The sequence below is a fragment of the Corynebacterium jeikeium genome, assembly GCF_028609885.1.
GTDB lineage: Bacteria > Actinomycetota > Actinomycetes > Mycobacteriales > Mycobacteriaceae > Corynebacterium > Corynebacterium jeikeium.
In genome coordinates this window covers 1,896,861-1,919,163 of sequence record NZ_CP063195.1, presented here as the reverse complement: position 1 = coordinate 1,919,163, position 22,303 = coordinate 1,896,861, and the positions used below count along the sequence as shown (strand labels likewise).

The window sequence follows — 22,303 nt, the reverse complement described above, 5'->3', positions numbered from 1 at the left end:
AAACCCTCAAGTAGAACCTTAGGCGTGTCTGCGCTCAAGGGTGTAGAAGAGGGTCTGGAAGGTGGGTCAGTCCGCCAGGTAGTTGTCACTATTAGGCACAATAGGACGGGTGAGTAAAGATTCTGCTGCCCAACGACCCGGATCCCGACGATCTGCGTCTTCACGACGCCCCGGCTCCAGCCGCTCAAGGCGAGCCTCGGCTGCCAGCAGCGCAGACAGAATTAAAGGCACTGGCGCCAACACCGCCGAAGGTACGGGGCACGAACGTTTTGTAGCGGCGAAGCCCACCGGCGTCACAAACTCTAAGGCCACTCCAAAGGCCAAGTCCAAGGCCACCGCAGACGCGCCGGCTGGTGGTGTGAAAGCCGCCATCTTTAATGGGTGGGCGAAGTGGAAGCCTCACGTAAAACGTTTTGGTCCACAGCTGCTGATTAACCACGCTGTAACTTTGGGTGTCATCGCTATTGTCGCCGTCCTTATTGGCATCGGTGCGGGTTTCAATAAGGTGCCCGCCAGTATCGCCTCGATGTGGATGGTGTTTAACCTGGCTCCCATTGAAATGGCGGGGGCGAAGCTGGGGTTTGTACCGCTACTGCCTGCGCTGGTGTTGGTGTGGGGCCATGCAAAGCGGGCCACCACGGTGCTGGGTAACTCGATCAGTGTTCGCGGACTGCGGGTGTTCACCACCTTGAGTCTGTTGATTCCCCTGTTGCTGACGGGGATCGCGTGGCTGATGCTGTGGGATGCCTCTAGGGTTTACGACATTACCCCGCCCAATCTGCTGGTCGCGCTGATCTCTACGGCGCTGGTTAATGGCGCAGCGATCGTTATCGGCATGCGGGCTCGGGTTTGGCGCGCGCTGCTGCTGCGCCGTGGCTGGTCTACGTGGCCGGTGGAATCGATGCTGCTGGCTGGGCGCTTTTTGAAGTGGATGGCCGCAGCCGGTGCCCTCGCCGCTGCCGTATATCTACTTACTAACTTGGAGGCTGTAGGCAAGGCATACGAAATCACTTCCTCCACCATGGGTGTGCTGGGGTTGACCTTCGTTGCGTTGCTATATGTGCCGAACGTGGTGGTCGCATCTATGGCGGTGTTACTGGGTGGCGAATTCCACGTCGGTAACGGCGCAGTCAGCCTCTTCACCGCCAACAACGTAAATCTGCCGCCGCTGCCGGTCTTGGCGGCGGTCCCTAACGATCAGATTCCTTTCGGTGCAGCGCTGCTGGCCGTGCCCGCCGGCGTGGCGGTGGCATGTGTCTACACCTTCTTGCGCGGCCGTTCCTATGTAGAGGTACCGCTGTTGCAGGGGGTGGGGGCTGGTGCTTGCGCCGGGCTGATCGGTTTCTGTGCCTCTTGGCTGGCTGGCGGGGACTTGGGTGTTTACGGGCGTACGGGTGCGGTTGAGTGGCTCTTTGCCGTGGAGCTCGCTGCCTGGCTGCTGGTGCCCGCCGCTGTAATGATGTTCTTCACCGCCCGCCGTGGCGAGTCCGTAATTGAGGACATCCCGGAAGCTGAGGTCGTGGAGCCAGGTGAATCCAAGCAGGCTCAGTCGGAGGCTCAGGAAACTGAAGAAACTGAAGAAACTGAAGATGCTGACGACGTTGAAAACAAGGATTCCGCTGAGACTGAGACTGAGGCTGACGCTGGGGCTGACGACGTAGCGGACGGTGCGGAAAGCATGGATACTGACTCTTCTGAAGATGACGCCCCTACGGAGGAACCGGAAGAGGGGGAAGATGGGGGCGTCATTAAGAAAGAACGAGAAGCCACAAAAGACACAGAAGACAAAGAAGATACAGAAACAGAGGAAGAAACAGACGATGAGGATAGTGATTCTGGCGAGCGGGACGGGGACTCTGCTCCAGAGCGTGATTGATAACGTCGACCGCTCGCGGGTAGAGATTCTCGCCGTGGGCAGTGACCGGCAGTGCGAAGCGCTGGATCGTGCCGAGCGCGCGGGCATCGAGAACTTTTTGGTCGAATACGTGCCTAAGCAGACCAACCGGGATAAGTGGAACGAGGAGCTGGCGGACACGCTGGCTAGCTACGAACCTGACCTGGTGGTGAGCGCTGGCTTTATGCGCATCATTGGGCCGAAAGTGGTGGAGCGTTTCGAGGGGAAGATCATCAACACCCACCCGGCATTGCTGCCCGCATTCCCCGGGGCGCACGCCGTCGAAGACGCACTAAATTACGGTGTTCGCGTAACCGGGTCTACAGTTCATGTTGTAGATAGTGGCGTGGACACGGGACCGATCATCGCCCAAAAAGCGGTGGAGGTCGCGCGGGACGACACAGTCGACAGTTTGCATGAGAGAATCAAGAAGGTGGAGCGCACACTCTTGGTAGAGGTGCTGCACGATTTTCAAGAACAGCGAACCTTCTAGGAACGAAAGGCCAGGATCCAAAAACCATGAGTGATGGCACCACAGCAACCAACGGCGCAGACAAGAAGGAAATCCGTCGCGCGCTGATCAGCGTGTACGACAAGACCGGCCTGGAGGAGCTCGCCAAGGGGCTGCACTCCGCGGGCGTGGACATCGTCTCCACCGGCTCTACCGCCAAGAAAATCGCGGAGGCCGGAGTGCCTGTGACCGAGGTTGAAGCGCTGACCGGATTCCCGGAAGTGCTGGAAGGCCGCGTTAAGACGCTGCACCCGCGAGTACACGCGGGCATTCTCGCAGATACCCGCAAGGAAGACCACCTGAAGCAGCTGGAGGATTTGGACGTTGAGGCCTTCCAGCTGGTCGTTGTGAACCTGTACCCGTTCACCGAGACTGTGGCCTCCGGGGCTGATTTCGACGCCTGCGTGGAGCAGATCGACATCGGTGGCCCGTCCATGGTCCGCGCTGCTGCGAAGAACCACCCGTCCGTGGCCGTTGTAGTAGATCCCAACCGCTACGAGGATGTAGTGGCCGCTGCTAATGCTGGGGGATTCACCCGCGCGGAGCGCACCGACCTGGCCGTGGATGCATTCCGCCACATCGCCGCCTACGACGTGGCCGTTGCAACCTGGATGGGCGAGCAGACCGCCGCGCAAGCCGGGGCAGACGCAGAGTCGGATGCAAGCGTGCAATTCCCCGAGTGGATCGGAGCCTCCTACGAGCGCGCCAACGTGCTGCGCTACGGCGAAAACCCGCACCAGGCTGCGGCGCTCTACTCCGATGGCACCGGTTTGGCCGGCGCCAAGCAGTTCCACGGCAAGGAGATGAGCTACAACAACTACACCGACGCGGATGCTGCCTGGCGCGCCGCGTGGGATCACAAGCGCCCAACCGTGGCCATCATCAAGCACGCCAACCCGTGCGGCATCGCGGTCTCCGACGAGTCCATCGCTGATGCCCACAAGAAGGCGCACGCCTGCGACCCGATGTCCGCATTCGGCGGCGTGATCGCAGTGAACCGCGAGGTTAGCGTGGAAATGGCCAACCAGGTGGCCGAGGTGTTCACCGAGGTCATCATCGCGCCGGGTTACGAGGAAGGTGCGGTAGAGATCCTGTCCCAGAAGAAGAACATCCGCATCCTGCAAGCAGACGCCCCGAGCGAGGAGCCGGAGCTGCAGGGCCGCGAGATCTCCGGTGGCCTGCTGGTGCAGCAGGTGGACGCCATCGACGCCAAGGGCGACGACCCGAGCAACTGGACCCTGGCTGCCGGCGAAGCTGCCGACGAGGCCACCCTGCGCGAGCTGGAGTTCGCTTGGCGCACCGTGCGCGCGGTGAAGTCGAACGCCATTCTGCTGGCCAAGGATGACGCCACCGTGGGCGTGGGCATGGGCCAGGTAAACCGCGTGGACGCTGCCAAGCTGGCCGTGGAGCGTGCAAACTCCCTGGCAGGAGACGAGAAGCGCTCCGAGGGCGCCGTTGCGGCCTCGGACGCTTTCTTCCCGTTTGCCGACGGCTTTGAGGTGCTGGCTGCTGCTGGCGTCCGTGCAGTCGTGCAGCCGGGTGGCTCGGTCCGTGACGCGGAGGTTATCGAGGCGGCGGAGAAGGCGGGCGTCACCATGTATCTCACCGGTGAGCGCCACTTCGCGCACTAGAGTGCGCACTTGCGGTGGGGCGGGCTTTGCGGTTCGCTACCCGCGAGCCCGGGTGAGCGCCTAATGTTGAACTAGTTTTAATACTTCCAAGAAGTTTCAACGCAGGAGTTCCCCCGGTTATGTCTAACGAGTACCCCACTGATCCCGGCGTCGGGAAGAACAACCCAGATAAGCCGGAGCCCCCGCAGTACCGCCACAATGAGCAGGGTGCGGGGAAGAATCAGTGGCAGGTGTCGTCGCAGCAGGCCAGCCAGGGGGCGCAGGGGGACCAGAGTCAACAGCGTTGGCAACAGTGGGAGGCCTCCCAGCCACCCCAAAATCAGCAGCAGAATCAACAGCAGAACTGGCAGGGACAGCAAAACCCGCAGTACCAGCAGTACACATACGCGCAGGAGTCGGAGAAGGAAAGCAAATTCCTACCGATCTTAGGTGTCGTGCTGGCTGTGCTCCTTGCCCTTGCCTTGGTGGCGGGTGCTGCGTACTACATGGGCTGGATTGGGGACAAGAACGGCACAGGCGGCGCAGATGGAAAGGCTGCGAGCAGCTCCTCCAAAACCGAGGGCGCAGAAGGCGAGAGCACTGACGGCGAGGACACCGCCGCGGAAGACGAAGATGCCGTATCTGAAGAGGAAGAAGCCACGGACGAGGCTAATGACGATGAGGAAGGCTCCCGTCCGACCAATCCGAAGTTGCCCTCCAGTGCCGTGCCGGCCAATAGTGCAGCCGAGGAAGGCAAGCCCGCGGGTGACTTCAATAACGTTTACACCGGCAGCGACCTTACCTCTAAGCCTTTCGCAGTGGCCGTACGCGATGCATTCGTGACCCACTACCTGGATACCGATAGTACGAGCGGCACGGTATCTGCATATTCGTCTGTCACTGGACAGAGCTACTCCATGAAGTGCAGGGATAACGGTAAGTACGTGACCTGCACGGGAGGAAACAATGCCATTGTTTACATCTCCTAGACCGGGCTCGGTTCAACGCGGCTCTGTTCGACGAGGCCTGGTCGCCGCCGTGGTTTGCGCGGCGAGCGTTAGCGTTGCGGGATGCACGATTGGGGAGGTGGAAAGGGATGACGCCAACGCGCCCAACCCATCCACCTCAGCCCAACCTGACGGGAAGCCTAAGTCCCGTGGTCCACAGCCGACCACTGGGGCGTCCACACCAGAAAAACCCCAGGAAGAGCAACACGGTGAGCTCGGCTACAACGGTGCGGCGGCCATCGCGGTGGCCGGGATGGATGGCGCGGGGGAAACGACAGTGGCACCGTGGTCGACCGCGAAGGTGCCGGTTGCTATTGCCGCGTTGCGGAACGACCCGAGCGTGCACGGGGCAATGACGCAGGCAATTCAGAACTCCGACAATGCGGCCGCGGAAACTCTGTGGTCCTCTCTAGGTACTCCGGAGCAGGCTGCGGAGGCAACCAGCGCGGTGATTCGCGAGGGTGGCAGTGGCGCACGGGTGGAGTCGCAAGAGGTGCGCCCGGGGTTCAGCTCTTTCGGGCAGAGCGATTGGTCGCTGAGCGCGCAGGCTGATTTCGCCTCCCACCTGCGGTGTATTGAAGGGGCGGAGCCCGTGGTATCGGCCATGAGCAACGTCGGTAACGGTGGGGGTTATGGGCTGGGGACGATTCCGGGCGCCATCTTTAAGGGCGGCTGGGGGCCGGACAACGCAGGCGCGTATGGGCTACGGCAGTTTGGGCTCATCCCGAGGTCTGATGGCGCAGGCTCGGGCTATGTGGCCGTGGCCATTGCAGTGGAAAGCCCGGATGGTAGCTACGAGTCCGGGCAGGCGGAGCTGACGGCGGCGGCGGAGTTCCTGCGGTCGAAGGTGAACAGCCTGCCGGAAGCGGCCTGCTAATCGCGGGGAAGGTATTCAGTTAGCGACGCTTAACCAGTAGGGTGTTGGTTATGCGTTCTCATTATCTAGCCGAGCCCGCCACGGAAGGCCTGTCTGCGCGTGCGGCGGCAAAGGAACAACGACGGGTGGAGCTGTTGCGTGCTGCCGCCACGATCATGGCGAATAAGGGATTCCATGGGACGCGCCTGGAAGAGGTCGGGCACGCAGTGGGGGTATCCGGGCCGGCGGTGTATCGGCACTTTTCCGGCAAAGAAGAGATTCTGACGGAGCTGATGACGGGCATTTCGGAGCACCTGCTTTCCGCGGCGCGCAAGATCGTCGACGGCCTGGAGGACCCGCGTGAGCGTCTGGCGGTGCTGATCGACTTCCAGGTGGACTTTGCACTGTCCCAGCCGGAGCTAATTCGCCTGCATAACCGCGAACTTTTTCGCATGGGGGAGGAGGGGCGTGGGCGAGTACGTTCCGCACAGGGGAGCTATTTGAAGTTGTTTGCGGAAGCATTGGAGGAGATGGACGCGCGCTACAAGGGGGAGGCGGGGCGGATCACCGCGCAGCTGGTGGTGGGGATGATTAACTCCTCAGAGGTGACCCGCGGTTGGGCTTCCGCGGCGCTGGTGCGGCGGCAGACTGTGGCGGCGGCGCGTGCTGCGGTCGGCCTGGTTTAAGCACGGGGGCTAGCGCTTTCGGGGGTAGCTAAAGAGGGGAAACTTTTTAGATTCACTAGCAAAAGTGGTCTAGGTCACTTAAGGTGACGTCAACAAGTTAGTTAATCGCTTGTAACTGAAACTGAAGTGCGGGGTGTTCTGATGCCCTCCAGCACTCGCCTTCTGCCACCTTCCTGTACCGTCCTGTACCTTCCGTCACCTTCCTAGGAGCTGCACACGTGGATACTCCAACCACCCAAGCGACAGATCCGGCCAACCCTCGCGGCGCCGCCCGCGAAATCCCGAGCCACCGCGAGCTCGTCGAAGAGCTTCGCCAGCGCCTCGCCCGCGCTCAAGCCGGCGGAGGAGAGAGGGCTCGCAAGCGCCACACCGACCGGGGCAAGCTGCTGCCACGCGACCGCATCCGCCTGTTGCTAGACCCCGGTAGCCCGTTCCTAGAGGTCGCGCCACTAGCCGCCGAGGAGATGTACGACGGAAAGGCGCCGGCGGCGGGCATCGTCGCTGGAGTCGGGCTTGTGCACGGTCGCCTCTGCATGATCGCCGCTAATGACGCCACCGTCTCCGGCGGTACCTACTACCCGATGACTGTGAAGAAGCACCTCCGTGCCCAGGAGATCGCCGAGCAGAACCACCTTCCGTGCATCTACCTGGTGGATTCCGGCGGCGCGATGCTGCTGCAGCAGGATGACGTATTCCCGGACCGAAACCACTTCGGTCGCATCTTCTTCAACCAAGCCAACCTGTCGGCCAAGGGCATCCCGCAGCTGTCCGCCGTCATGGGCTCCTGCACTGCAGGTGGCGCCTACGTTCCGGCCATGAGTGACGAGACCATCATCGTTGAAAACCAGGGCACCATCTTCCTGGCCGGCCCACCGTTGGTGAAGGCCGCGACTGGTGAAGACGTTACTCCCGAAGAACTCGGCGGCGGTGCAATGCACTCTCGCATCTCCGGCGTGACGGATCACCTGGCAGCAGACGATGAGGACGCGCTGCGGATCATGCGCAACATCGTCAAGACCCTGCCGGAATCCAAGCCGACTCCCTGGAAGCGCAGCGCCCCTGTGCCGGCTCCGCGCCCGCAGGAGGACCTCTACGACATTGTGCCCACTGACCCAAAGATTCCCTACGATGCGCACGAGGTTATTGAGACTCTGTGCGACGAAGGCAGCCTGTCGGAGTTCAAGAGCGAATACGGTAATAGCATCATCACTACCTTTGCCCGGCTGGAAGGTCACCAGGTCGGAGTGATCGCCAACAACGGCATCATCTTCGCCGAAGCCGCCATGAAGGGCGCACACTTTATTGAGCTCTGCGAGCAGCGAAACATCCCCATCATCTTCCTGCAGAACACCACCGGCTTCATGGTGGGGCGTCAATACGAAGAGGGCGGCATTGCGAAGCACGGGGCGAAGATGGTGAACGCGGTGGCCACTGCATCAGTGCCCAAGCTCACCGTCGTCACCGGCGCTGCCTTCGGTGCGGGCAACTACTCGATGTGCGGACGGGCTTATTCGCCGCGCTTTTTGTGGATGTGGCCTAACGCACGCATCGCCGTGATGGGCGGCCCCCAGGCGGCCATGACTCTCTCGACCGTCCGCCGCGCGCAGATCGAGCGCCGGGGCGAGGAGTGGTCGGCGGAGGAGCAAGAGGCCTTCGAGGCACCCATTCGGGAGATGTTCGACGAAAAGTCCACCTGCTGGTACTCCACCGCGCGCCTCTGGGACGACGGGGTGATCGACCCCGCGGACACCCGCCGCACCCTCGCCATGGCCCTCGACATCTGCGCTCAGGCCCCGCGCGAGGAAACCGGTTTCGGCGTATTCCGCATGTAACTCCTGTTCAAGCTGCCTAAGTATCCACCACAAGAAAGAGAAACTGACATGAGTGACACACATGCTCTCACCGGCCCGTTCGATACGGTGCTGGTCGCCAACCGCGGCGAAATCGCCCTGCGTGTGATTCGCACCGTGCACCGCATGGGCCTGAAGGCCGTGGCCGTTTACTCCGAGGCGGATTCCGCCGCGCCGCACGTGCACGCTGCCGACAAGGCCGTGTGTTTGGGCCCTGCCGCCGCTGCGGAGTCTTACCTAAACATCGATAAGGTTATTGACGCCGCCAAGGCGACCGACGCCGGCGCCATCCACCCCGGCTACGGCTTCCTCTCGGAGAACGCGACCTTCGCCAAGCGTTGCGAGGACGAGGGAATCATCTTCATCGGCCCGCCCGCCGGGGCTATCGACAAGATGGGCGACAAGATCACCGCCCGCGCCACCGTGGAATCCCGCGACGTGCCGACCGTGCCCGGTATCTCCCGGCCGAACCTGACGGACCAGGAGATTATCGACGCTGCCGACTCGGTGGGCTTCCCGGTGCTGATCAAGCCTTCCGCCGGCGGTGGCGGCAAGGGAATGCACCTGGTCGAAGAGCCGGAGAAGCTGGCCAGCGCGCTAGTTTCCGCCCGCCGCGAGGCCGCTAGCTCCTTCGGCGACGACACGCTGTTCCTGGAGCACTTCGTGGACACGCCCCGGCACATCGAAGTGCAGATCGTCGCCGACTCCCACGGCAACGTAATCCACCTGGGCGAGCGCGAGTGTTCGCTGCAGCGCCGCCACCAGAAGGTCATCGAAGAGGCACCGTCGGCCCTGCTGGATGAGAAGACCCGGCAGGAGATCGGCGAGGCCGCCTGCGACGCGGCTCGCGCCTGCGGCTACTGCGGCGCGGGCACCGTGGAGTTCATTGTTTCCGCCAAGCAGCCCGAGCGCTTCTTCTTCATGGAGATGAACACCCGCCTGCAGGTCGAGCACCCAGTCACCGAGATGGTTACAGGCCGCGACCTGGTGGAATGGCAGATCCGCGTGGCCCGCGGCGAGGCCTTGCCAATCACGCAGGATGACGTGCAGCTCAACGGGCATTCGGTGGAGGCTCGCGTCTACGCCGAGGATGCCGCCGCCGGATTCCTGCCCACCGGCGGACTAATCACGGGTCTTTCCTGGCCGCGCGGGGAAGGGATTCGTGTGGACGCCGGCGTGGTGGAGGGCCAAGAGGTCAGCTCCGACTACGACCCAATGCTGGCGAAGATCATCACCCACGCCGACACGCGCGAAGAGGCCCTCGAGCGTCTGGATCAGGCGCTGTCCCACACCCGCATCGAGGGACTGACCACCAACATCGACTTCAACCGCTTCCTGGTCACCCGCCCGGAGGTCGTGGCGGGAGACCTGCACACGGGACTGCTCGACTCCATTGTCGAAGAGTTCCAGCCCCGCGAGGTTCCCGCGGATACCTTCGCCGTCGCACTGCTGCACCTGGCTGGGGCGCTGGCCGGCGGAGCCGAAGGGGCGTCCGAAACAAAGGCAACCGCAACCCCGCTGGGCAGTGTGTGGACCGCCCGCGACGGCTGGCGCGGCGCTGGGCATCGCGCCCCGCTGCGGCTGGTGCTGGCGGATCCGAGTGGCGTCACGGCGCCGGTGGAAGCCCGCGCGGAGTACAGCAACGGCAGCTGGGGGGTGCAGCTCACTCCGCTGACCAGCGGTGACGACGAGGATGCGCCAGTGCAGCCCGAGACCAGGAGCATCCAGGTGGTCGCCAACCCGCAGGGTAGCACCACCGAATGGCGACTCTCCTTCGACGGCGGTCCGGCCGAAAAGTGGAGCGCCACTGCCAACGGCAGCATCACCGGCCCGCACGGCACGCACGTGGTGGAGGTGTTCTCCGGCACTGCGAACGACGCGGAAGCCAGCTCGGAGGAGTCGCCGGACATTCTGAGCCCCATGCCCGGCACGGTCATCGCCGTGGAAGTTGCCGACGGCGACGAGGTCACCGAGGGCCAGCCCGTGATCGTTATCGAGGCCATGAAGATGGAGCACACCCTCGAGGCCACCTGCGACGGGCGGGTCAAGATCCACGCTGCCGTCGGGCAGAAGGTCGGCACCGGAGAAGTCCTGGCGGAGGTCATCGCCGCCGACAGCGCCGATGGCAGCGACAACTAAAAACCTCACTTCACACGTATCTCCCTAACCCACACACCCATCCCAGACGTCCAACCCAAACACCCAACCCAGAAAGAGGACCCAAACCATGAGCCAGAGCACCAAGAACCGCAACCCCTACCTCTCCGATGAGCTGCACGAGCTACGCGACGCAGTGGAGGACTTCGCCAACCGCGTGGTCGACCCCGTCGCTGCCCAGCACGACCGCGACCACACATTCCCCTACGATGTCGTCCGCCAAATGGGAGAAATGGGGCTGTTCGGCCTGCCGATCTCCGAGGAATACGGCGGCATGGGCGGCGACTACATGGCCCTCGGCGTGGCACTGGAAGAGCTCGCCCGCGTGGACCAGTCCGTCGCCATCACCCTGGAGGCCGGAGTTTCCCTGGGAATCATGCCGATCTACCGCTTCGGCAGCGACGAGCAGAAGCAGACCTACCTGCCCAACCTGGTGGCGGGCAAGAACCTGGCGGGCTTCGGCCTGACCGAGCCCGAAGCCGGATCGGATGCTGGCGGCACCAAGACCACCGCCAAGCTCGACGGTGGCGAGTGGGTCATCAACGGCTCCAAGCAGTTCATCACCAACTCCGGCACGGACATCACCTCCCTGGTCACCGCCACCGCCGTCACCGGCCAGCGGGAGAACGGAAAGAAGGAAATCTCCGCCATCATCGTGCCCAGCGGCACTCCTGGTTTTACTGCCGAGCCCTCCTACAACAAGGTCGGCTGGAACGCCTCCGACACCCATCCGCTGACCTTCGACAACGTCCGCGTGCCGGAGGAGAACCTCGTCGGCGAGCGCGGCCGCGGCTTCGCCTACTTCCTGTCCATTCTCGAAGAAGGCCGCATTGCCATCGCTGCGCTAGCCACGGGCGCTGCCCAGGGCTGCGTGGACGAGTGCGTGCGCTATGCCAAGGAACGCACCAGCTTCGGCAAACCGATCTCCGAGTACCAGGCCATCAGCTTCAAGATCGCCCGTATGGAAGCCCGCGCCTGGACCGCCCGCCAGGCCTGGTACGCAGCTGCGGCGAAGATGGCTGCGGGGGAGAACTTCAGCAAGGAAGCATCCATCGCCAAGATGGTCGCCTCCGAAGCGGCGATGGATAACGCCCGCGATGCCACGCAGATCCACGGCGGCTACGGGTTCATGAACGAATACCGCGTGGCCCGCCACTACCGCGACTCCAAGATCCTCGAAATCGGCGAGGGCACCACCGAGGTGCAGCAAATGCTCATCGCCCGAGCCCTGGGCGTGTAGCCACACGTCTATGGGCGCGGGGACGAGAAGGCGTCAATAAAAGAGCACCAGTAGCCAAGCGAAAAGTATAGGAGACCAGCGACAATGAGCACAGAAAAAGAAGTTGTGCAGCGCGGCCTGTGGTTCGAGGAGTTCACCGAGGGGGTGGTCTACCGGCACCAGCCTGGGCGCACCGTCACCGAGGCGGATAACACCCTGTTCACCACCATGACCATGAACACCCAACCGCTACACATCGACGCTGCATGGGCGGCCACTCAGGATGGCTTCCGCGGCGAGCGGCTGGTGAACTCCATGTTCACCCTGTCCACGGTGGTGGGACTGTCCGTCAGCCAGCTTTCCCTGGGCACCATCGTGGCCAACCTGGGGTTCAGCGAGATTTCCTTCCCTGCGCCTATGTTCCACGGCGATACCCTGTACGCCGAAACGCGCTGCGTGGGTAAGCGACTGTCGAAGTCGCGCCCTGGACAGGGCATCGTGGAGCTGGAGCACATTGGACGCAACCAGGACGGCACCATCGTGTGCAAGGCCACGCGCAAGACGCTGATGCAGTGCGCGCCGGAAGGTTCGGGTGAAGATGTCTAACACCGAAGTGTCCAACACCGCATGGCTACCACAAGGCCCCGCGCTGCTGTTCGCGCCGGCTGACCGCCCTGAACGCTTCGCTAAAGCCGCTGACCGTTCCGACATGGTCATTCTCGACCTCGAGGACGGCTGCCGCGCCGAAAACCGCGCCGAGGCCAGGAAAAACGTGATCCACGCGGATCTCGATCCGGAACGCACCATCGTGCGCATTAACCCCATCGATTCGCCCGATTTCGCCGAAGACCTTGCCGCCGTCACGGACTCGCCGTTTAGGACTGTGATGGTGCCGAAGGTGGAAAGCGCTCTTGTTCTTGGTGACGCCAGCTCCAACCGCCGGGCACTTCCCGAAGACTTTCGCGCGATCGCCCTGATTGAAACCCCCAGGGGCGTGGTGAACCTCGCAGACATCGCCGCGGACCCGCAGGTGGTGGCCTTGTTCTGGGGTGCCGAGGACCTGACTGCGGCGCTGGGCGGGACGAGCTCCCGTTACGCAGCCGATGAGGTTCCCACGCCCGGCGGCGGCCCGTCCGGCCACCCGGGAGGCTACCGGGAGGTCCCACGCCTGACCCGAGCAATGGTGCTGCTGCACGCAGCCTCAGCGGGCATCGTGGCGCTGGATTCCATTCACGCCGACACGAAGGATACGCAAGGCGCCAGCGCCGAAGCTATCGACGCAGCCGCCAGTGGTTTCGCGGCCACCGTTTCGATCCACCCCGGCCTAGTGCCCGTCATCCGCGAGGCCTACGCACCCACCGAGGAGCAGGCCACCTGGGCGCGCCGGGTCATCGAAGGAGCGGCCGAGAACTCCGGAGCTTTCGCGCTGGACGGACAGATGATCGATGCGCCCTTGCTGCGCCAGGCCGAAGTGATTGCCGCCAGGATTCGCTAGCTTCCCCATGTTCTTCCCTTCTACCTACTTCGCACTGTTTCAACTTCAACTTCAACGCAAAATTCCTTTCACACGAAAAGGTTGATAACCATGACTACCCCGACCCGCAACGACCGCCCGATTGTTCTATCCGACCCGGCGGATCTGGACCCCACCCTGTCGCACCAGGTTGGCCGCACTGACGTGGACCTGCTGGACGAAACGATCGGCCAGTGCCTAGCCCGAATTGTGGCTGAGTACCCGGACCACGACGCGGTCATCGACTTCTACGGTGATGTGCACCTGACATACACGGAGTTCTACCGCAAGGTGCAGCGCCTAGCTTCCGGTCTGCACGCCGCCGGCTACCGCAAGGGCGATCGCATCGGCATCTGGGCGCCTAACCGCTGGGAGTGGACGCTGGTGCAGTTCGCTACCGCCGAGATCGGCGCGATCCTGGTCTGCATCAACCCGTCCTACCGTCACAAGGAGCTGGTTTACGCCATGGGCCAGTCCGGTGTGAAGGGCTTGTTCTCCGCGGGTCGCTTCAAGGATTCGAATTACCGCGCGATGATCGACGCGGCGGAAAGCCAGTTCAGCCGTCACAACTACAAGGAGACGATCTTCTTTGGCTCTGAACGCTGGGACGAGCTAGCTAACCATGCGATCCTGGATCTGAACCCAGTGCGCGAGCAGCTGCACCCGGACGATCCCATTAACATCCAGTACACCTCCGGTACCACCGGCATGGCCAAGGGCGCCACTCTGACCCACCGCAACATCCTGAACAACGGCTACCTGGTGGGGGAGACCCTGCAGTACACAGACCAGGATAAGGTCGTCATCCCCGTGCCCTTCTTCCACTGCTTCGGCATGGTGATGGGCAACCTGGGTGCCATCACCCACGGTGCAACGACGATCATCGCTGGCCCGGTCTTCAACCCACAGTCGGTGCTGGAGGCCGTTGAGCACGGCAAGGCCACCAGCCTGTACGGGGTGCCGACGATGTTCATGGCAGAGCTCGACGAGATCGAGCACGCCAAGGCCAAGGGCAAGACCTATGACCTGTCCAGCCTGCGCACCGGCATCATGTCCGGCACAGCCTGCCCCACCCGCACGATGCGGCAGGTGATGGACATCATGAACATCAACGAGATCACCATCGCCTACGGCATGACGGAAACCTCGCCGGTGAACCACCAGACGTTGGTTGACGATCCGATTGAGAAGCGCGTGGGTACCGTCGGTCGCCCCAACCCCCACATCGAAGTGAAAATCGTGGACCCCGAGACCGGTGAGACCGTGAAGCGTGGCGAGCAGGGCGAGATCCTGATTCGCGGCTTCCTGGTGATGCAGGGTTACTGGGACATGCCCGGTAAGACAGCTGATGCCATCGACGAGGACGGCTGGATGCACTCCGGCGACCTGGGAACGATGGACGAGGAAGGCTACGCGCGCATCACCGGACGCGCGAAGGACATGGTAATCCGCGGCGGCGAAAACCTTTACCCGCGGGAAATCGAAGAGTTCCTCATGACGCACCCGGACATCTCCGACGTGCAGGTCGTCGGCGTACCGGACGAGAAGTACGGCGAGGAGCTGATGGCCTTCATCATCATGCGCGAGGACGCCGAGCCGTTGGATCAGGCAGCAGTTCGTGAGTTCTGTGCTGGCGACCTGACTCGCCACAAGATCCCGAAGTACGTCGAGTGCGTGGACTCCTTCCCGATGACGCTTTCGGGCAAGGTCCGCAAGGTCGAGCTGCGCGAGCACGCGGTGGAGCTGCTCGGGATCTATCAGAAGTAGGCAACAGCCCAAACAGAAAGGAAGCAACCGTGAGCACAACAGCGCCACATCATTCAAAACTGCGCACTGCCGCGGAGGCAATCGCTGACATTCAAGACGGAGCCACCCTGGCCGTCGGCGGATTCGGGGTGTGCGGCATCCCGCAGGTCTTGCTTGAAGAGATAAGCCGCACGCAGGTCAAAGACCTCGAAGCGGTTAGCAACAACGCCGGCCTGGATGGCCGCGGCCTGGGGCTGCTGCTGGCGAACCACCAGCTGCGCCGCATCGTGGCCAGCTACGTCGGCGAGAACAAGGAGTTCGCCCGCCAATACCTAGACGGCGAGCTCGAGGTAGAGCTCACCCCGCAGGGCACCCTTGCGGAGCGGCTGCGCGCCGGCGGTTCCGGCATCGGCGCCTTCTTCACCCGCACCGGCGTGGGCACGCTCGTCGCCGAGGGCGGCATGCCGTGGAAGTACGACCAGGCGGACAAGACCAAGGTGGAGGTGGCTTCACCAGCCAAGGAAACCCGCACCATCGACGGCGAGGACTACGTGCTGGAAACCGCCATCCGCGCCGACTTTGGCCTGGTCCGCGCCGCCGTGGCCGACAAGGACGGCAACCTGCGCTTCGCTAAGACTGCCCGCAACTTCAACCCCCTGGCTGCCATGAGCGGCAAGATCTGCATCGTGGAGACCGAAAAGGTTGTGGAGGTCGGCGAACTCGACCCGGATGACATTCACCTGCCCGGCGTGTTCGTCCACCGAATCGTGGAACTTACCCCGGAACAGGCAGCCGACAAGATGATTGAAAAGGAGACCGTGCGATGACCGGCTGGACCAGGCAAGAAATGGCCGCCCGTGCCGCCCAGGAGCTCGAGGACGGCCAGTACGTAAACCTCGGCATCGGCATGCCCACCTTGGTGCCGAACTATGTGCCGGAGGGTGTGACCGTTTCCCTGCAATCTGAAAACGGCATGCTGGGCATCGGCCCCTACCCGGAAGCGGGCCACGCAGACCCGGACCTCATTAATGCAGGCAAGGAGACGGTGACGGCACTGCCCGGCACCAGCTACTTCGATTCCGCCCTAAGCTTCGGCATGATCCGCGCCGGCAAGATCGACGTCGCCATTCTCGGCGCCATGGAGGTCAACGCCCGCGGCGACATCGCCAACTGGATGGTACCCGGCAAGATGGTCAAGGGTATGGGCGGCGCCATGGATCTGGTCGTCGGCGCGCGCCGGGTGATCGTCCTGATGGATCACACCACCAAGACCGGGGAGCCGAAGCTCATCGAGGAGCTCACGCTGCCGACTACGGGCCTCGGCGTGGTCGATCGGATCATCACTGACCTTGCGGTTTTCGATCGCGACGAAGATGGGCTGACTTTGGTGGAGCTGGCACCTGGCGTCACCACAGAAGAGGTAGAAGAAAAGACCGCAGTGCCGTTTAGGACGGCGCTGGGGTAGACCCCCAATCGGCCTCGCTGGGCCATTGTTCGTGCCATACTTGAGGGCACGACGCAGGCTTTTTTAAGCGATGACGCCACTAGTTTCGAAAGTTAGGATTTTTCAGATGACCTTGCAGGAAGACCCGAAGGACATTGTCGTTGTAGGCGCAGCACGCACCCCGCAGGGGCGCATGCTCGGCGCGCTGGCGAAGAAGAGCGCGGTCGATCTGGGCGCAGAGACCATCAAGGCCGTGCTGGAGCGCTCCGGTGTGTCGGCGGATGCCGTGGATTACGTACTGATGGGCCAGGTTGTGCAGGCGGGCTCCGGGCAGAACCCCGCGAAGCAGTCCGCTGTGGCCGCAGGTATCCCGATGAACGTCCCCGCTATGACGGTGAACAAGGTGTGCCTATCCGGCCTGGATGCCGTGATTAACGCTTCCCGCCTGATCCGCCTGGGTGACGCCAGCATCGTCGTCGCCGGTGGCCAGGAGTCCATGACGAATGCCCCGCACGTCGCCGCGGGCGTGCGCGCGGGCAAGGGCTATGGCTCCCTGGCGCTGCAGGATTCCCTGGAGCGCGACGGCCTGTCCGACCCGAACGAGGGCACCGCCATGGGCTTGGAGACCGACGAGGGCAACGCCGAGCGCGGTATTACCCGCGAGGAGCAGGACGAGATCGCTGCCCGCTCCCACCAGCTGGCCGAGGCCGCGACCAACGAAGGCGTCTTCAATGATGAGATCGTCTCCATCGAGGTCAAGGGCCGCAAGGAGACCGTGACCGTCTCCGCCGACGAGGGCATCCGGCCCGGTACTACCGCTGAGGGGCTCGCGAAGCTGCGTCCGGCTTTCGTGAAGGACGGCACCATCACCGCCGCCTCTGCCTCCCAGATCTCCGACGGTGCGGCAGCCGTGGTGCTGACCTCCCGCGAGAACGCTGAGGCCAAGGGGCTGGAGATCCTAGCCACCCTGGGCGAGTACGGCCAGACCGCCGGCCCGGACACCAAGCTGCACTCCCAGCCGTCGCAGGCCACCGCCGCGGCACTGAAGAAGGCCGGCTGGGAGGCCGGCGACTTGGACTTCCTGGAGATCAACGAGGCGTTTGCCTCCGTTGTCGCACAGTCCATCAAGGACCTGGACTACCCGCTGGAGAAGACCAACATCCACGGCGGCGGCATCTCCCTGGGCCACCCGATCGGCGCCTCCGGTGCCCGCCTGGTGGTTCACGCTGCGCACGAGCTGAAGCGCCGCGGCTCCGGCAAGGCTGCCGTTTCCCTGTGTGGCGGCGGCGGTCAGGGCGACGCGCTGCTGCTGTGGCGCTAGGCCTCCGTTCGGGTAGCGGCGACCGCACTGGCATCGGCGCGGCTACCGGAGCTTTTGCAAAGCTGCTGCCGCTGGCAGTCGGCGCGGCAGCGGTGTGTGCGTGCTGCGCCATAGCCGCAGCTGATCCGCAGACCCCGGGCGGGGTGATCCCAGAATGCCCCACGAAAGCACTATTCGGATTCAACTGTCCCGGCTGCGGTTCGATGCGCATGGTCCAGGCGCTTGTCCAGGGAGACTTCGGCGCAGCTCTGCATTACAACGCGGTTGGGATCTTCGCCGTCGTCCTCTTGATCTGGAGCTGGCTGGCGTGGACCGCGCGATCGTGGGGGAAGCGAATCCCTAACTGGGAGCATTTCCGGCATGCGCCGCTGGTGGTGGGAATAGTGATTGGCCTGTGGTTCGTTGCGCGCATCCTGCCGTTCTCGCCGTTTCTAGAATTGCGCGTATAAATTCTTTCGGTCCGGGAACATTCTGCGTTGCTTTGGTATTTTAATGGCGTATTTCATTTACCAACCAACTTCAAGAAGTCAGCCGAGGAAGCTAGTGACCAACCCATACGATCAGAACCCTTCCAACGAGGACCCTTTCGGCCAGCAGGGAAACCAGGGCTACCCATACAACAGCGGGTACAACCAGAACCCGAGCCAGAACCAGCCCCCGAGTTACGGCAGCTATCAGAACAACAGTTACCCGAATCAGTCCGCCGGCTACGGCGCGCAGCTGGGTCAGAATTACCAGCCGGGCGTGGGCAGCACCCCGCCGGATAACTGGATGTGGGCGACGATTCTAACGACTCTCCTGTGCTGTTTGCCCCTCGGCGCAATAGGTATTTACTACTCCTCGCAAGTAGAAGGCCGCTGGTACCGCGGTGACTATGCAGGTGCACAGGATGCGTCAGACAAGGCGAAGAACCTAGCCATTGCATCTGCAGTTGTATCCGTTGCCCTTATCATCCTGTACTTCGTCTTTTTCGTCGGAGTGCTAGGCCTAAGCATGAGCGAACTATCAGAAACTTAGAAACACCATAATCAGCGCCATCACTGGTAGCGCGAGCCCCGTGGAGATCACCGCGGTGTCTCGCGCTAAAACTTTATTCACGCCGAAACGCTGGGCATAGGTGAAGACGTTCTGCCCGGTCGGGAGAGCCGCCAGGAGAACCATGGCCAAAAGCAACTGAGACGAGGCGTCACAAAGAAAGACACCGTAGAACGCGGCGATGGCGGGGTGCACAACCGTTTTGACCAGCGACGTCGCCCACACGGAGCGACGGGGCGACAGTCCGGGCTGGAGCACGCGCACCTCCGCCATGGACATGCCGAAGGCGATCAGTGCGCAGCCGACGGTGGCGTCCGCGATGATCCCCAGCGGATCCGCGACAATCGTCGGCAGGATAAAGCCCGTGTTGTGCTGCAGCAGGGAGATGACGATGCCGATGGCGGCGCCGATGATAAGTGGATTCTTTAGGATCGTCAGCAGAGTAGAGCGCACAAAGTTCGTGGCCTGCTTACCGGTGCGCATATCCAGGGCCAGCACGTTCAGCGGGCCGTAGAAGCCGACCTGGAAGAGGATCACCGGGAGTGTGAGTGTGGGGTCATCCATCAAATGGGCGGCTAGTGGGATGCCCAGGTTGGATCCGTTGCAGTAGGTGCAGGCCAGCATCGCGATGATGGAATCCTCGGTGGACCGTCGCGTAATCCAGCGATAGCCGAGGAATGCCAAGAAGCCCGTGGTGAGCGTGGACAGCGCCACGACCAGAAGGTTTGGGCCGAAAAGCTGGGCAATGTCCGTCTTAGACATGAACGTGATTAGCGTGCAGGGTAGCGCGATCCAGAACACGAACATGTTCAGGGTATAGACCGCATTGGGGCCTAAAAGCCGAAGACGCCCTACTCCGAAGCCGATCGCTATGACGAAGATGACGACGGCAAAGCCGGAGAGGACGTTCAACATGAGGCTATGTTAAGTATTTGCGCCTTAAGCGCAGTAGTCGCGACCCTAGTTAACCCCGTAGTACGCGGATTTGTCCACCACGTAGGCGTTGGCGAACTTATCGGTGAAGGACTGCTTCTCCGGGCTCTGGCCAATGGTCACGCCTACAACAATGTAGAAAGCCAGCGCCAGATAGGAGCCGACCAAAGGGATCAGACCCAGGACAGTGCCGATGATGTACCAGCCGTTACGCTTCAGCGACTCTACCGGGGTGAGGTTTTGCCCGTCAGTGGAAGTTACACGGGCGCCGATAGCCATCTTGCCGAGGGTAGCTCCCTTCTTGGATTCCATGAGGACACGGTAGGTTAACCAGATGACCAGCATGATTAGGCCCCAGATGGCCACTTTACCGCTTGGGTACAGTTCGTTTGCCTCTTCGGGGGAGCTGGCGGTTTTCAGAGCGTCGTACCAGTCCACTAGATCCTGGCCACAGATAACGAACAGCAAAATGCCGCCGATAACCACCTGAACCAAGAGGCTATCGATGATGAGCGCCAGAAGGCGCTTCCAGGCGCCCGGGCGGTCGTTGCCGAACATGGCACCGTTGTTGGCCGCAGCATTCGGGAATGCAGGTGCACCATAGGCATTGGGATCGCCGGCGCCGTAGTTGCCGGCGCCGTAGCCACCCTGCTCAGCGCCGTAGCCACCCTGCTCAGCGCCGTAGCCACCCTGCTCGGCGCCGTAGCTGTTCTGTTCCGCGCCGTAACCGGTTTGCTCGTAGGGGTTGGAGTCGCCGGAGTTACCGCCGGTGTAGGCGTTGTAATCCGGCAAGTCATTGGAACCGAAGTCTCCATTGGGATAGTTGTTGTTATTACTCAACTGCGGGCTTCCTAACTGTTGTTCGACTTGCGTCCGAATGTGTCTGCGCCCCTCTAATCCCGATAGGCGTAGGGGAGCGCTTAAGAGTTTTACTGTGCAAGCTTAGCGAAGAAAGCCGCCAGGCCGCCGGGCGGGTGGCTAAAAAGGTACGAAAAAGACCCGCCGCCTAGCTCGCGCTTTCGCACGGGGCGGTGGGTCTTGATCGTGTCTGTTAAACGTCTCCAGGCCGCAGCCTTTTGCTGCTAGCCCGAAAGGGCACAGCGGTTTAGCGGCTGTGGAAAGGCAGCAGTGCCATCTCGCGCGCGTTCTTCACGGCGGTGGCAACCTGACGCTGCTGCTGCGGGGTCAGGCCCGTCACGCGGCGAGAGCGAATCTTGCCACGCTCGGAGATGAACTTACGCAGCAGGTCGTAGTTCTTGTAGTCAACCGTCTCAATGCCCTCGGCCTTGAGCGGGTTCTTCTTCGGGCGGCGGGACTGTTCCATCCGCGCCTTCTTCATGTTGGTGCGCTTCATTGTGAAAGCTCCCCCTTACCAGCTGGACTTGCGTACGCCCGGCAGCTCACCGCGGTGAGCCATGTTGCGGACACGTACACGGGACAGGCCGAACTTACGCAGGTAGCCGCGCGGGCGGCCATCAGCTGCATCGCGGTTACGGACGCGAACTGGGGAAGCGTCGCGGGGCTGACGGTTCAGCTCCCACTGTGCATCCAGGCGCTCCTCGTCGGTGCTGTTCGGGTTCTTGATGATCTTCTTGAGCTCAGCGCGACGCTCCGCGTAGCGGGCGACGATTTCCTTGCGCTGCTCGTTCTTCGCGATCATGGACTTCTTAGCCATAAACTATCGCTCCTCGCGGAATTCGACGTGCTTGCGGGCAATCGGATCGAACTTCTTTAGAGTGATGCGATCCGGGTTGTTGCGCTTGTTCTTACGGGTGACGTAGGTGTAACCGGTGCCAGCCGTAGACTTCAGCTTGATGATTGGGCGGATATCGTTACGTGCCATAGTTAGATCTTCTCCCCACGGGCGCGGATCTTGGCAACGACAGACTCGATGCCGTCACGGTCAATGGTCTTCAGGCCCTTGGTGGACACGTTCAGCGTGATGGAACGGCCCTCAGAGGGCAAGTAGAACGTACGGCGCTGGATGTTTGGGTTCCAGCGACGGTTCGTGCGGCGGTGCGAGTGGGACACAGACTTGCCGAAGCTCGGCTTGCGTCCCGTGACCTGGCAATATGCCGACATGGGTTTTCTCCTTCCGCCGGAGATCTCAGGTGTCTGCGCCGCGCACTTCCAAAAACCCATGGTTAGACGGGCCAAGAGCTTTAGGTGGTGGGGCGCTGCATCTAGCGTATCTAGCCTAAAATCTGTCCGGCGATGACGTTTACATAGACAACAGCGGGAGCTAACTTTACAGCACCGCTGCGCCATAACCTAATCGCTGTTTCTGACGCCCCTACGCCCCAGTTGGCCCCATTCCAGCTCGGGAAACGCGATTTTCTTTATGGCCTTCTCTTTCGCTATGATAATTCCTCGTTGTGCGACCGACTTTGTCACGCCCAAAATCCACCTGCTTAGCGGGCTGGCCTAAAGGGCGTCAATAAAAAGAAGGCGCGCTGCTTTTTATGACCCGACTCAGGCACGACCCGCGCAAGTAACGCACGGGACCGACCTGATGTACACG

The 22,303-nt window shown here is 62.3% G+C and carries 23 protein-coding genes; 17 read left to right on the top strand and 6 right to left on the bottom strand.

Annotated features, from left to right (window positions below; genetic code table 11):
• Positions 1 to 109: 109 nt before the first annotated feature.
• The 17 genes from CJEIK_RS08600 to CJEIK_RS08520 all read left to right on the top strand — a co-directional run bounded on the left by CJEIK_RS08600 (position 110) and on the right by CJEIK_RS08520 (position 18,831).
• A complete protein-coding gene (locus CJEIK_RS08600; RefSeq protein WP_034964520.1) occupies positions 110 to 1,876 on the top strand; it encodes a cell division protein PerM in 1,767 nt (588 codons plus the stop codon).
• Positions 1,821 to 2,387: a phosphoribosylglycinamide formyltransferase gene (gene purN, locus CJEIK_RS08595; RefSeq protein ID WP_005293723.1), complete on the top strand. Its 567-nt coding sequence runs from the start codon at positions 1,821 to 1,823 to the stop codon at positions 2,385 to 2,387. Before CJEIK_RS08600 ends, purN begins: the two co-directional genes overlap by 56 nt.
• 26 nt (positions 2,388 to 2,413) lie before the next feature.
• Positions 2,414 to 4,036 carry a bifunctional phosphoribosylaminoimidazolecarboxamide formyltransferase/IMP cyclohydrolase gene (gene purH / locus CJEIK_RS08590; RefSeq protein WP_005293722.1) on the top strand — a complete coding sequence of 541 codons (1,623 nt, stop codon included), beginning with the start codon at positions 2,414 to 2,416 and terminating at the stop codon, positions 4,034 to 4,036.
• 119 nt (positions 4,037 to 4,155) lie between these two features.
• Complete coding sequence (locus CJEIK_RS08585) at positions 4,156 to 5,004, top strand: hypothetical protein (protein ID WP_005293720.1); 849 nt, start codon at positions 4,156 to 4,158, stop codon at positions 5,002 to 5,004.
• A 97-nt stretch (positions 5,005 to 5,101) separates the two neighbouring features.
• On the top strand, positions 5,102 to 5,899 hold the full coding sequence (locus CJEIK_RS08580) for a hypothetical protein (RefSeq protein WP_237745976.1): 798 nt from the start codon (positions 5,102 to 5,104) through the stop codon (positions 5,897 to 5,899).
• Positions 5,900 to 5,949: 50 nt separating this feature from the next.
• Positions 5,950 to 6,564 carry a TetR/AcrR family transcriptional regulator gene (locus CJEIK_RS08575; protein ID WP_005293715.1) on the top strand — a complete coding sequence of 205 codons (615 nt, stop codon included), beginning with the start codon at positions 5,950 to 5,952 and terminating at the stop codon, positions 6,562 to 6,564.
• A 218-nt stretch (positions 6,565 to 6,782) separates the two neighbouring features.
• On the top strand, positions 6,783 to 8,396 hold the full coding sequence (locus CJEIK_RS08570) for a carboxyl transferase domain-containing protein (RefSeq protein ID WP_005293712.1): 1,614 nt from the start codon (positions 6,783 to 6,785) through the stop codon (positions 8,394 to 8,396).
• Positions 8,397 to 8,444: 48 nt separating this feature from the next.
• Positions 8,445 to 10,553 carry an acetyl/propionyl/methylcrotonyl-CoA carboxylase subunit alpha gene (locus CJEIK_RS08565; RefSeq protein ID WP_005293710.1) on the top strand — a complete coding sequence of 703 codons (2,109 nt, stop codon included), beginning with the start codon at positions 8,445 to 8,447 and terminating at the stop codon, positions 10,551 to 10,553.
• Positions 10,554 to 10,641: 88 nt separating this feature from the next.
• Positions 10,642 to 11,811: an acyl-CoA dehydrogenase family protein gene (locus CJEIK_RS08560; protein WP_005293707.1), complete on the top strand. Its 1,170-nt coding sequence runs from the start codon at positions 10,642 to 10,644 to the stop codon at positions 11,809 to 11,811.
• Positions 11,812 to 11,895: 84 nt separating this feature from the next.
• A complete protein-coding gene (locus CJEIK_RS08555; RefSeq protein ID WP_005293704.1) occupies positions 11,896 to 12,396 on the top strand; it encodes a MaoC family dehydratase in 501 nt (166 codons plus the stop codon).
• Positions 12,389 to 13,285, top strand: a complete 897-nt coding sequence (locus CJEIK_RS08550) for an HpcH/HpaI aldolase/citrate lyase family protein (protein WP_005293701.1) — start codon at positions 12,389 to 12,391, stop codon at positions 13,283 to 13,285. The genes CJEIK_RS08555 and CJEIK_RS08550 overlap by 8 nt, the downstream gene beginning before the upstream one ends.
• 90 nt (positions 13,286 to 13,375) lie before the next feature.
• Complete coding sequence (locus tag CJEIK_RS08545) at positions 13,376 to 15,070, top strand: AMP-binding protein (RefSeq protein WP_005293698.1); 1,695 nt, start codon at positions 13,376 to 13,378, stop codon at positions 15,068 to 15,070.
• A gap of 29 nt (positions 15,071 to 15,099) precedes the next feature.
• A complete protein-coding gene (locus CJEIK_RS08540) occupies positions 15,100 to 15,876 on the top strand; it encodes a CoA transferase subunit A (protein WP_005293695.1) in 777 nt (258 codons plus the stop codon).
• Entirely contained in the window at positions 15,873 to 16,514 is a 642-nt protein-coding gene (locus CJEIK_RS08535) for a CoA transferase subunit B (protein WP_005293690.1), read from the top strand. Before CJEIK_RS08540 ends, CJEIK_RS08535 begins: the two co-directional genes overlap by 4 nt.
• 106 nt (positions 16,515 to 16,620) lie before the next feature.
• On the top strand, positions 16,621 to 17,814 hold the full coding sequence (locus CJEIK_RS08530) for an acetyl-CoA C-acetyltransferase (RefSeq protein ID WP_034964513.1): 1,194 nt from the start codon (positions 16,621 to 16,623) through the stop codon (positions 17,812 to 17,814).
• Positions 17,805 to 18,263, top strand: a complete 459-nt coding sequence (locus tag CJEIK_RS08525; RefSeq protein ID WP_050760814.1) for a DUF2752 domain-containing protein — start codon at positions 17,805 to 17,807, stop codon at positions 18,261 to 18,263. The genes CJEIK_RS08530 and CJEIK_RS08525 overlap by 10 nt, the downstream gene beginning before the upstream one ends.
• A gap of 94 nt (positions 18,264 to 18,357) precedes the next feature.
• Positions 18,358 to 18,831 carry a CD225/dispanin family protein gene (locus CJEIK_RS08520; RefSeq protein WP_034964509.1) on the top strand — a complete coding sequence of 158 codons (474 nt, stop codon included), beginning with the start codon at positions 18,358 to 18,360 and terminating at the stop codon, positions 18,829 to 18,831.
• On the opposite strand, the gene CJEIK_RS08515 is transcribed toward CJEIK_RS08520, so the two are convergent.
• The 6 genes from CJEIK_RS08515 to rpmB all read right to left on the bottom strand — a co-directional run bounded on the left by CJEIK_RS08515 (position 18,820) and on the right by rpmB (position 21,864).
• Positions 18,820 to 19,764, bottom strand: coding sequence for an AEC family transporter (locus CJEIK_RS08515; RefSeq protein ID WP_005293678.1), 945 nt, complete (start codon positions 19,762 to 19,764; stop codon positions 18,820 to 18,822). The genes CJEIK_RS08520 and CJEIK_RS08515 overlap by 12 nt on opposite strands.
• A gap of 45 nt (positions 19,765 to 19,809) precedes the next feature.
• Positions 19,810 to 20,622 carry an RDD family protein gene (locus CJEIK_RS08510; RefSeq protein ID WP_111711966.1) on the bottom strand — a complete coding sequence of 271 codons (813 nt, stop codon included), beginning with the start codon at positions 20,620 to 20,622 and terminating at the stop codon, positions 19,810 to 19,812.
• 265 nt (positions 20,623 to 20,887) lie between these two features.
• Entirely contained in the window at positions 20,888 to 21,136 is a 249-nt protein-coding gene (gene rpsR / locus CJEIK_RS08505; protein WP_005293672.1) for a 30S ribosomal protein S18, read from the bottom strand.
• Between the two features lie 15 nt (positions 21,137 to 21,151).
• The gene (rpsN, locus tag CJEIK_RS08500; RefSeq protein WP_005293669.1) at positions 21,152 to 21,457 is read right to left on the bottom strand and encodes a 30S ribosomal protein S14; all 306 of its coding nucleotides are present in this window, start codon (positions 21,455 to 21,457) and stop codon (positions 21,152 to 21,154) included.
• 3 nt (positions 21,458 to 21,460) lie between these two features.
• Complete coding sequence (gene rpmG, locus CJEIK_RS08495; protein WP_005279910.1) at positions 21,461 to 21,625, bottom strand: 50S ribosomal protein L33; 165 nt, start codon at positions 21,623 to 21,625, stop codon at positions 21,461 to 21,463.
• A gap of 2 nt (positions 21,626 to 21,627) precedes the next feature.
• Entirely contained in the window at positions 21,628 to 21,864 is a 237-nt protein-coding gene (gene rpmB / locus CJEIK_RS08490; RefSeq protein ID WP_005293665.1) for a 50S ribosomal protein L28, read from the bottom strand.
• Between the last annotated feature and the right edge of the window lie 439 nt (positions 21,865 to 22,303).

What these genes read in the sequence shown, in the direction of transcription:
- purN (WP_005293723.1), top strand. Translation starts at nt 1,821, where the DNA reads ATGAGGATAGTGATTCTGGCGAGCGGGACGGGGACTCTGCTCCAGAGC.
- purH (WP_005293722.1), top strand. Translation starts at nt 2,414, where the DNA reads ATGAGTGATGGCACCACAGCAACCAACGGCGCAGACAAGAAGGAAATC.
- CJEIK_RS08585 (WP_005293720.1), top strand. Translation starts at nt 4,156, where the DNA reads ATGTCTAACGAGTACCCCACTGATCCCGGCGTCGGGAAGAACAACCCA.
- CJEIK_RS08575 (WP_005293715.1), top strand. Translation starts at nt 5,950, where the DNA reads ATGCGTTCTCATTATCTAGCCGAGCCCGCCACGGAAGGCCTGTCTGCG.
- CJEIK_RS08565 (WP_005293710.1), top strand. Translation starts at nt 8,445, where the DNA reads ATGAGTGACACACATGCTCTCACCGGCCCGTTCGATACGGTGCTGGTC.
- CJEIK_RS08560 (WP_005293707.1), top strand. Translation starts at nt 10,642, where the DNA reads ATGAGCCAGAGCACCAAGAACCGCAACCCCTACCTCTCCGATGAGCTG.
- CJEIK_RS08555 (WP_005293704.1), top strand. Translation starts at nt 11,896, where the DNA reads ATGAGCACAGAAAAAGAAGTTGTGCAGCGCGGCCTGTGGTTCGAGGAG.
- CJEIK_RS08550 (WP_005293701.1), top strand. Translation starts at nt 12,389, where the DNA reads ATGTCTAACACCGAAGTGTCCAACACCGCATGGCTACCACAAGGCCCC.
- CJEIK_RS08545 (WP_005293698.1), top strand. Translation starts at nt 13,376, where the DNA reads ATGACTACCCCGACCCGCAACGACCGCCCGATTGTTCTATCCGACCCG.
- CJEIK_RS08535 (WP_005293690.1), top strand. Translation starts at nt 15,873, where the DNA reads ATGACCGGCTGGACCAGGCAAGAAATGGCCGCCCGTGCCGCCCAGGAG.
- CJEIK_RS08530 (WP_034964513.1), top strand. Translation starts at nt 16,621, where the DNA reads ATGACCTTGCAGGAAGACCCGAAGGACATTGTCGTTGTAGGCGCAGCA.
- CJEIK_RS08515 (WP_005293678.1), bottom strand. Translation starts at nt 19,764, where the DNA reads ATGTTGAACGTCCTCTCCGGCTTTGCCGTCGTCATCTTCGTCATAGCG.
- rpsR (WP_005293672.1), bottom strand. Translation starts at nt 21,136, where the DNA reads ATGAAGCGCACCAACATGAAGAAGGCGCGGATGGAACAGTCCCGCCGC.
- rpsN (WP_005293669.1), bottom strand. Translation starts at nt 21,457, where the DNA reads ATGGCTAAGAAGTCCATGATCGCGAAGAACGAGCAGCGCAAGGAAATC.
- rpmG (WP_005279910.1), bottom strand. Translation starts at nt 21,625, where the DNA reads ATGGCACGTAACGATATCCGCCCAATCATCAAGCTGAAGTCTACGGCT.
- rpmB (WP_005293665.1), bottom strand. Translation starts at nt 21,864, where the DNA reads ATGTCGGCATATTGCCAGGTCACGGGACGCAAGCCGAGCTTCGGCAAG.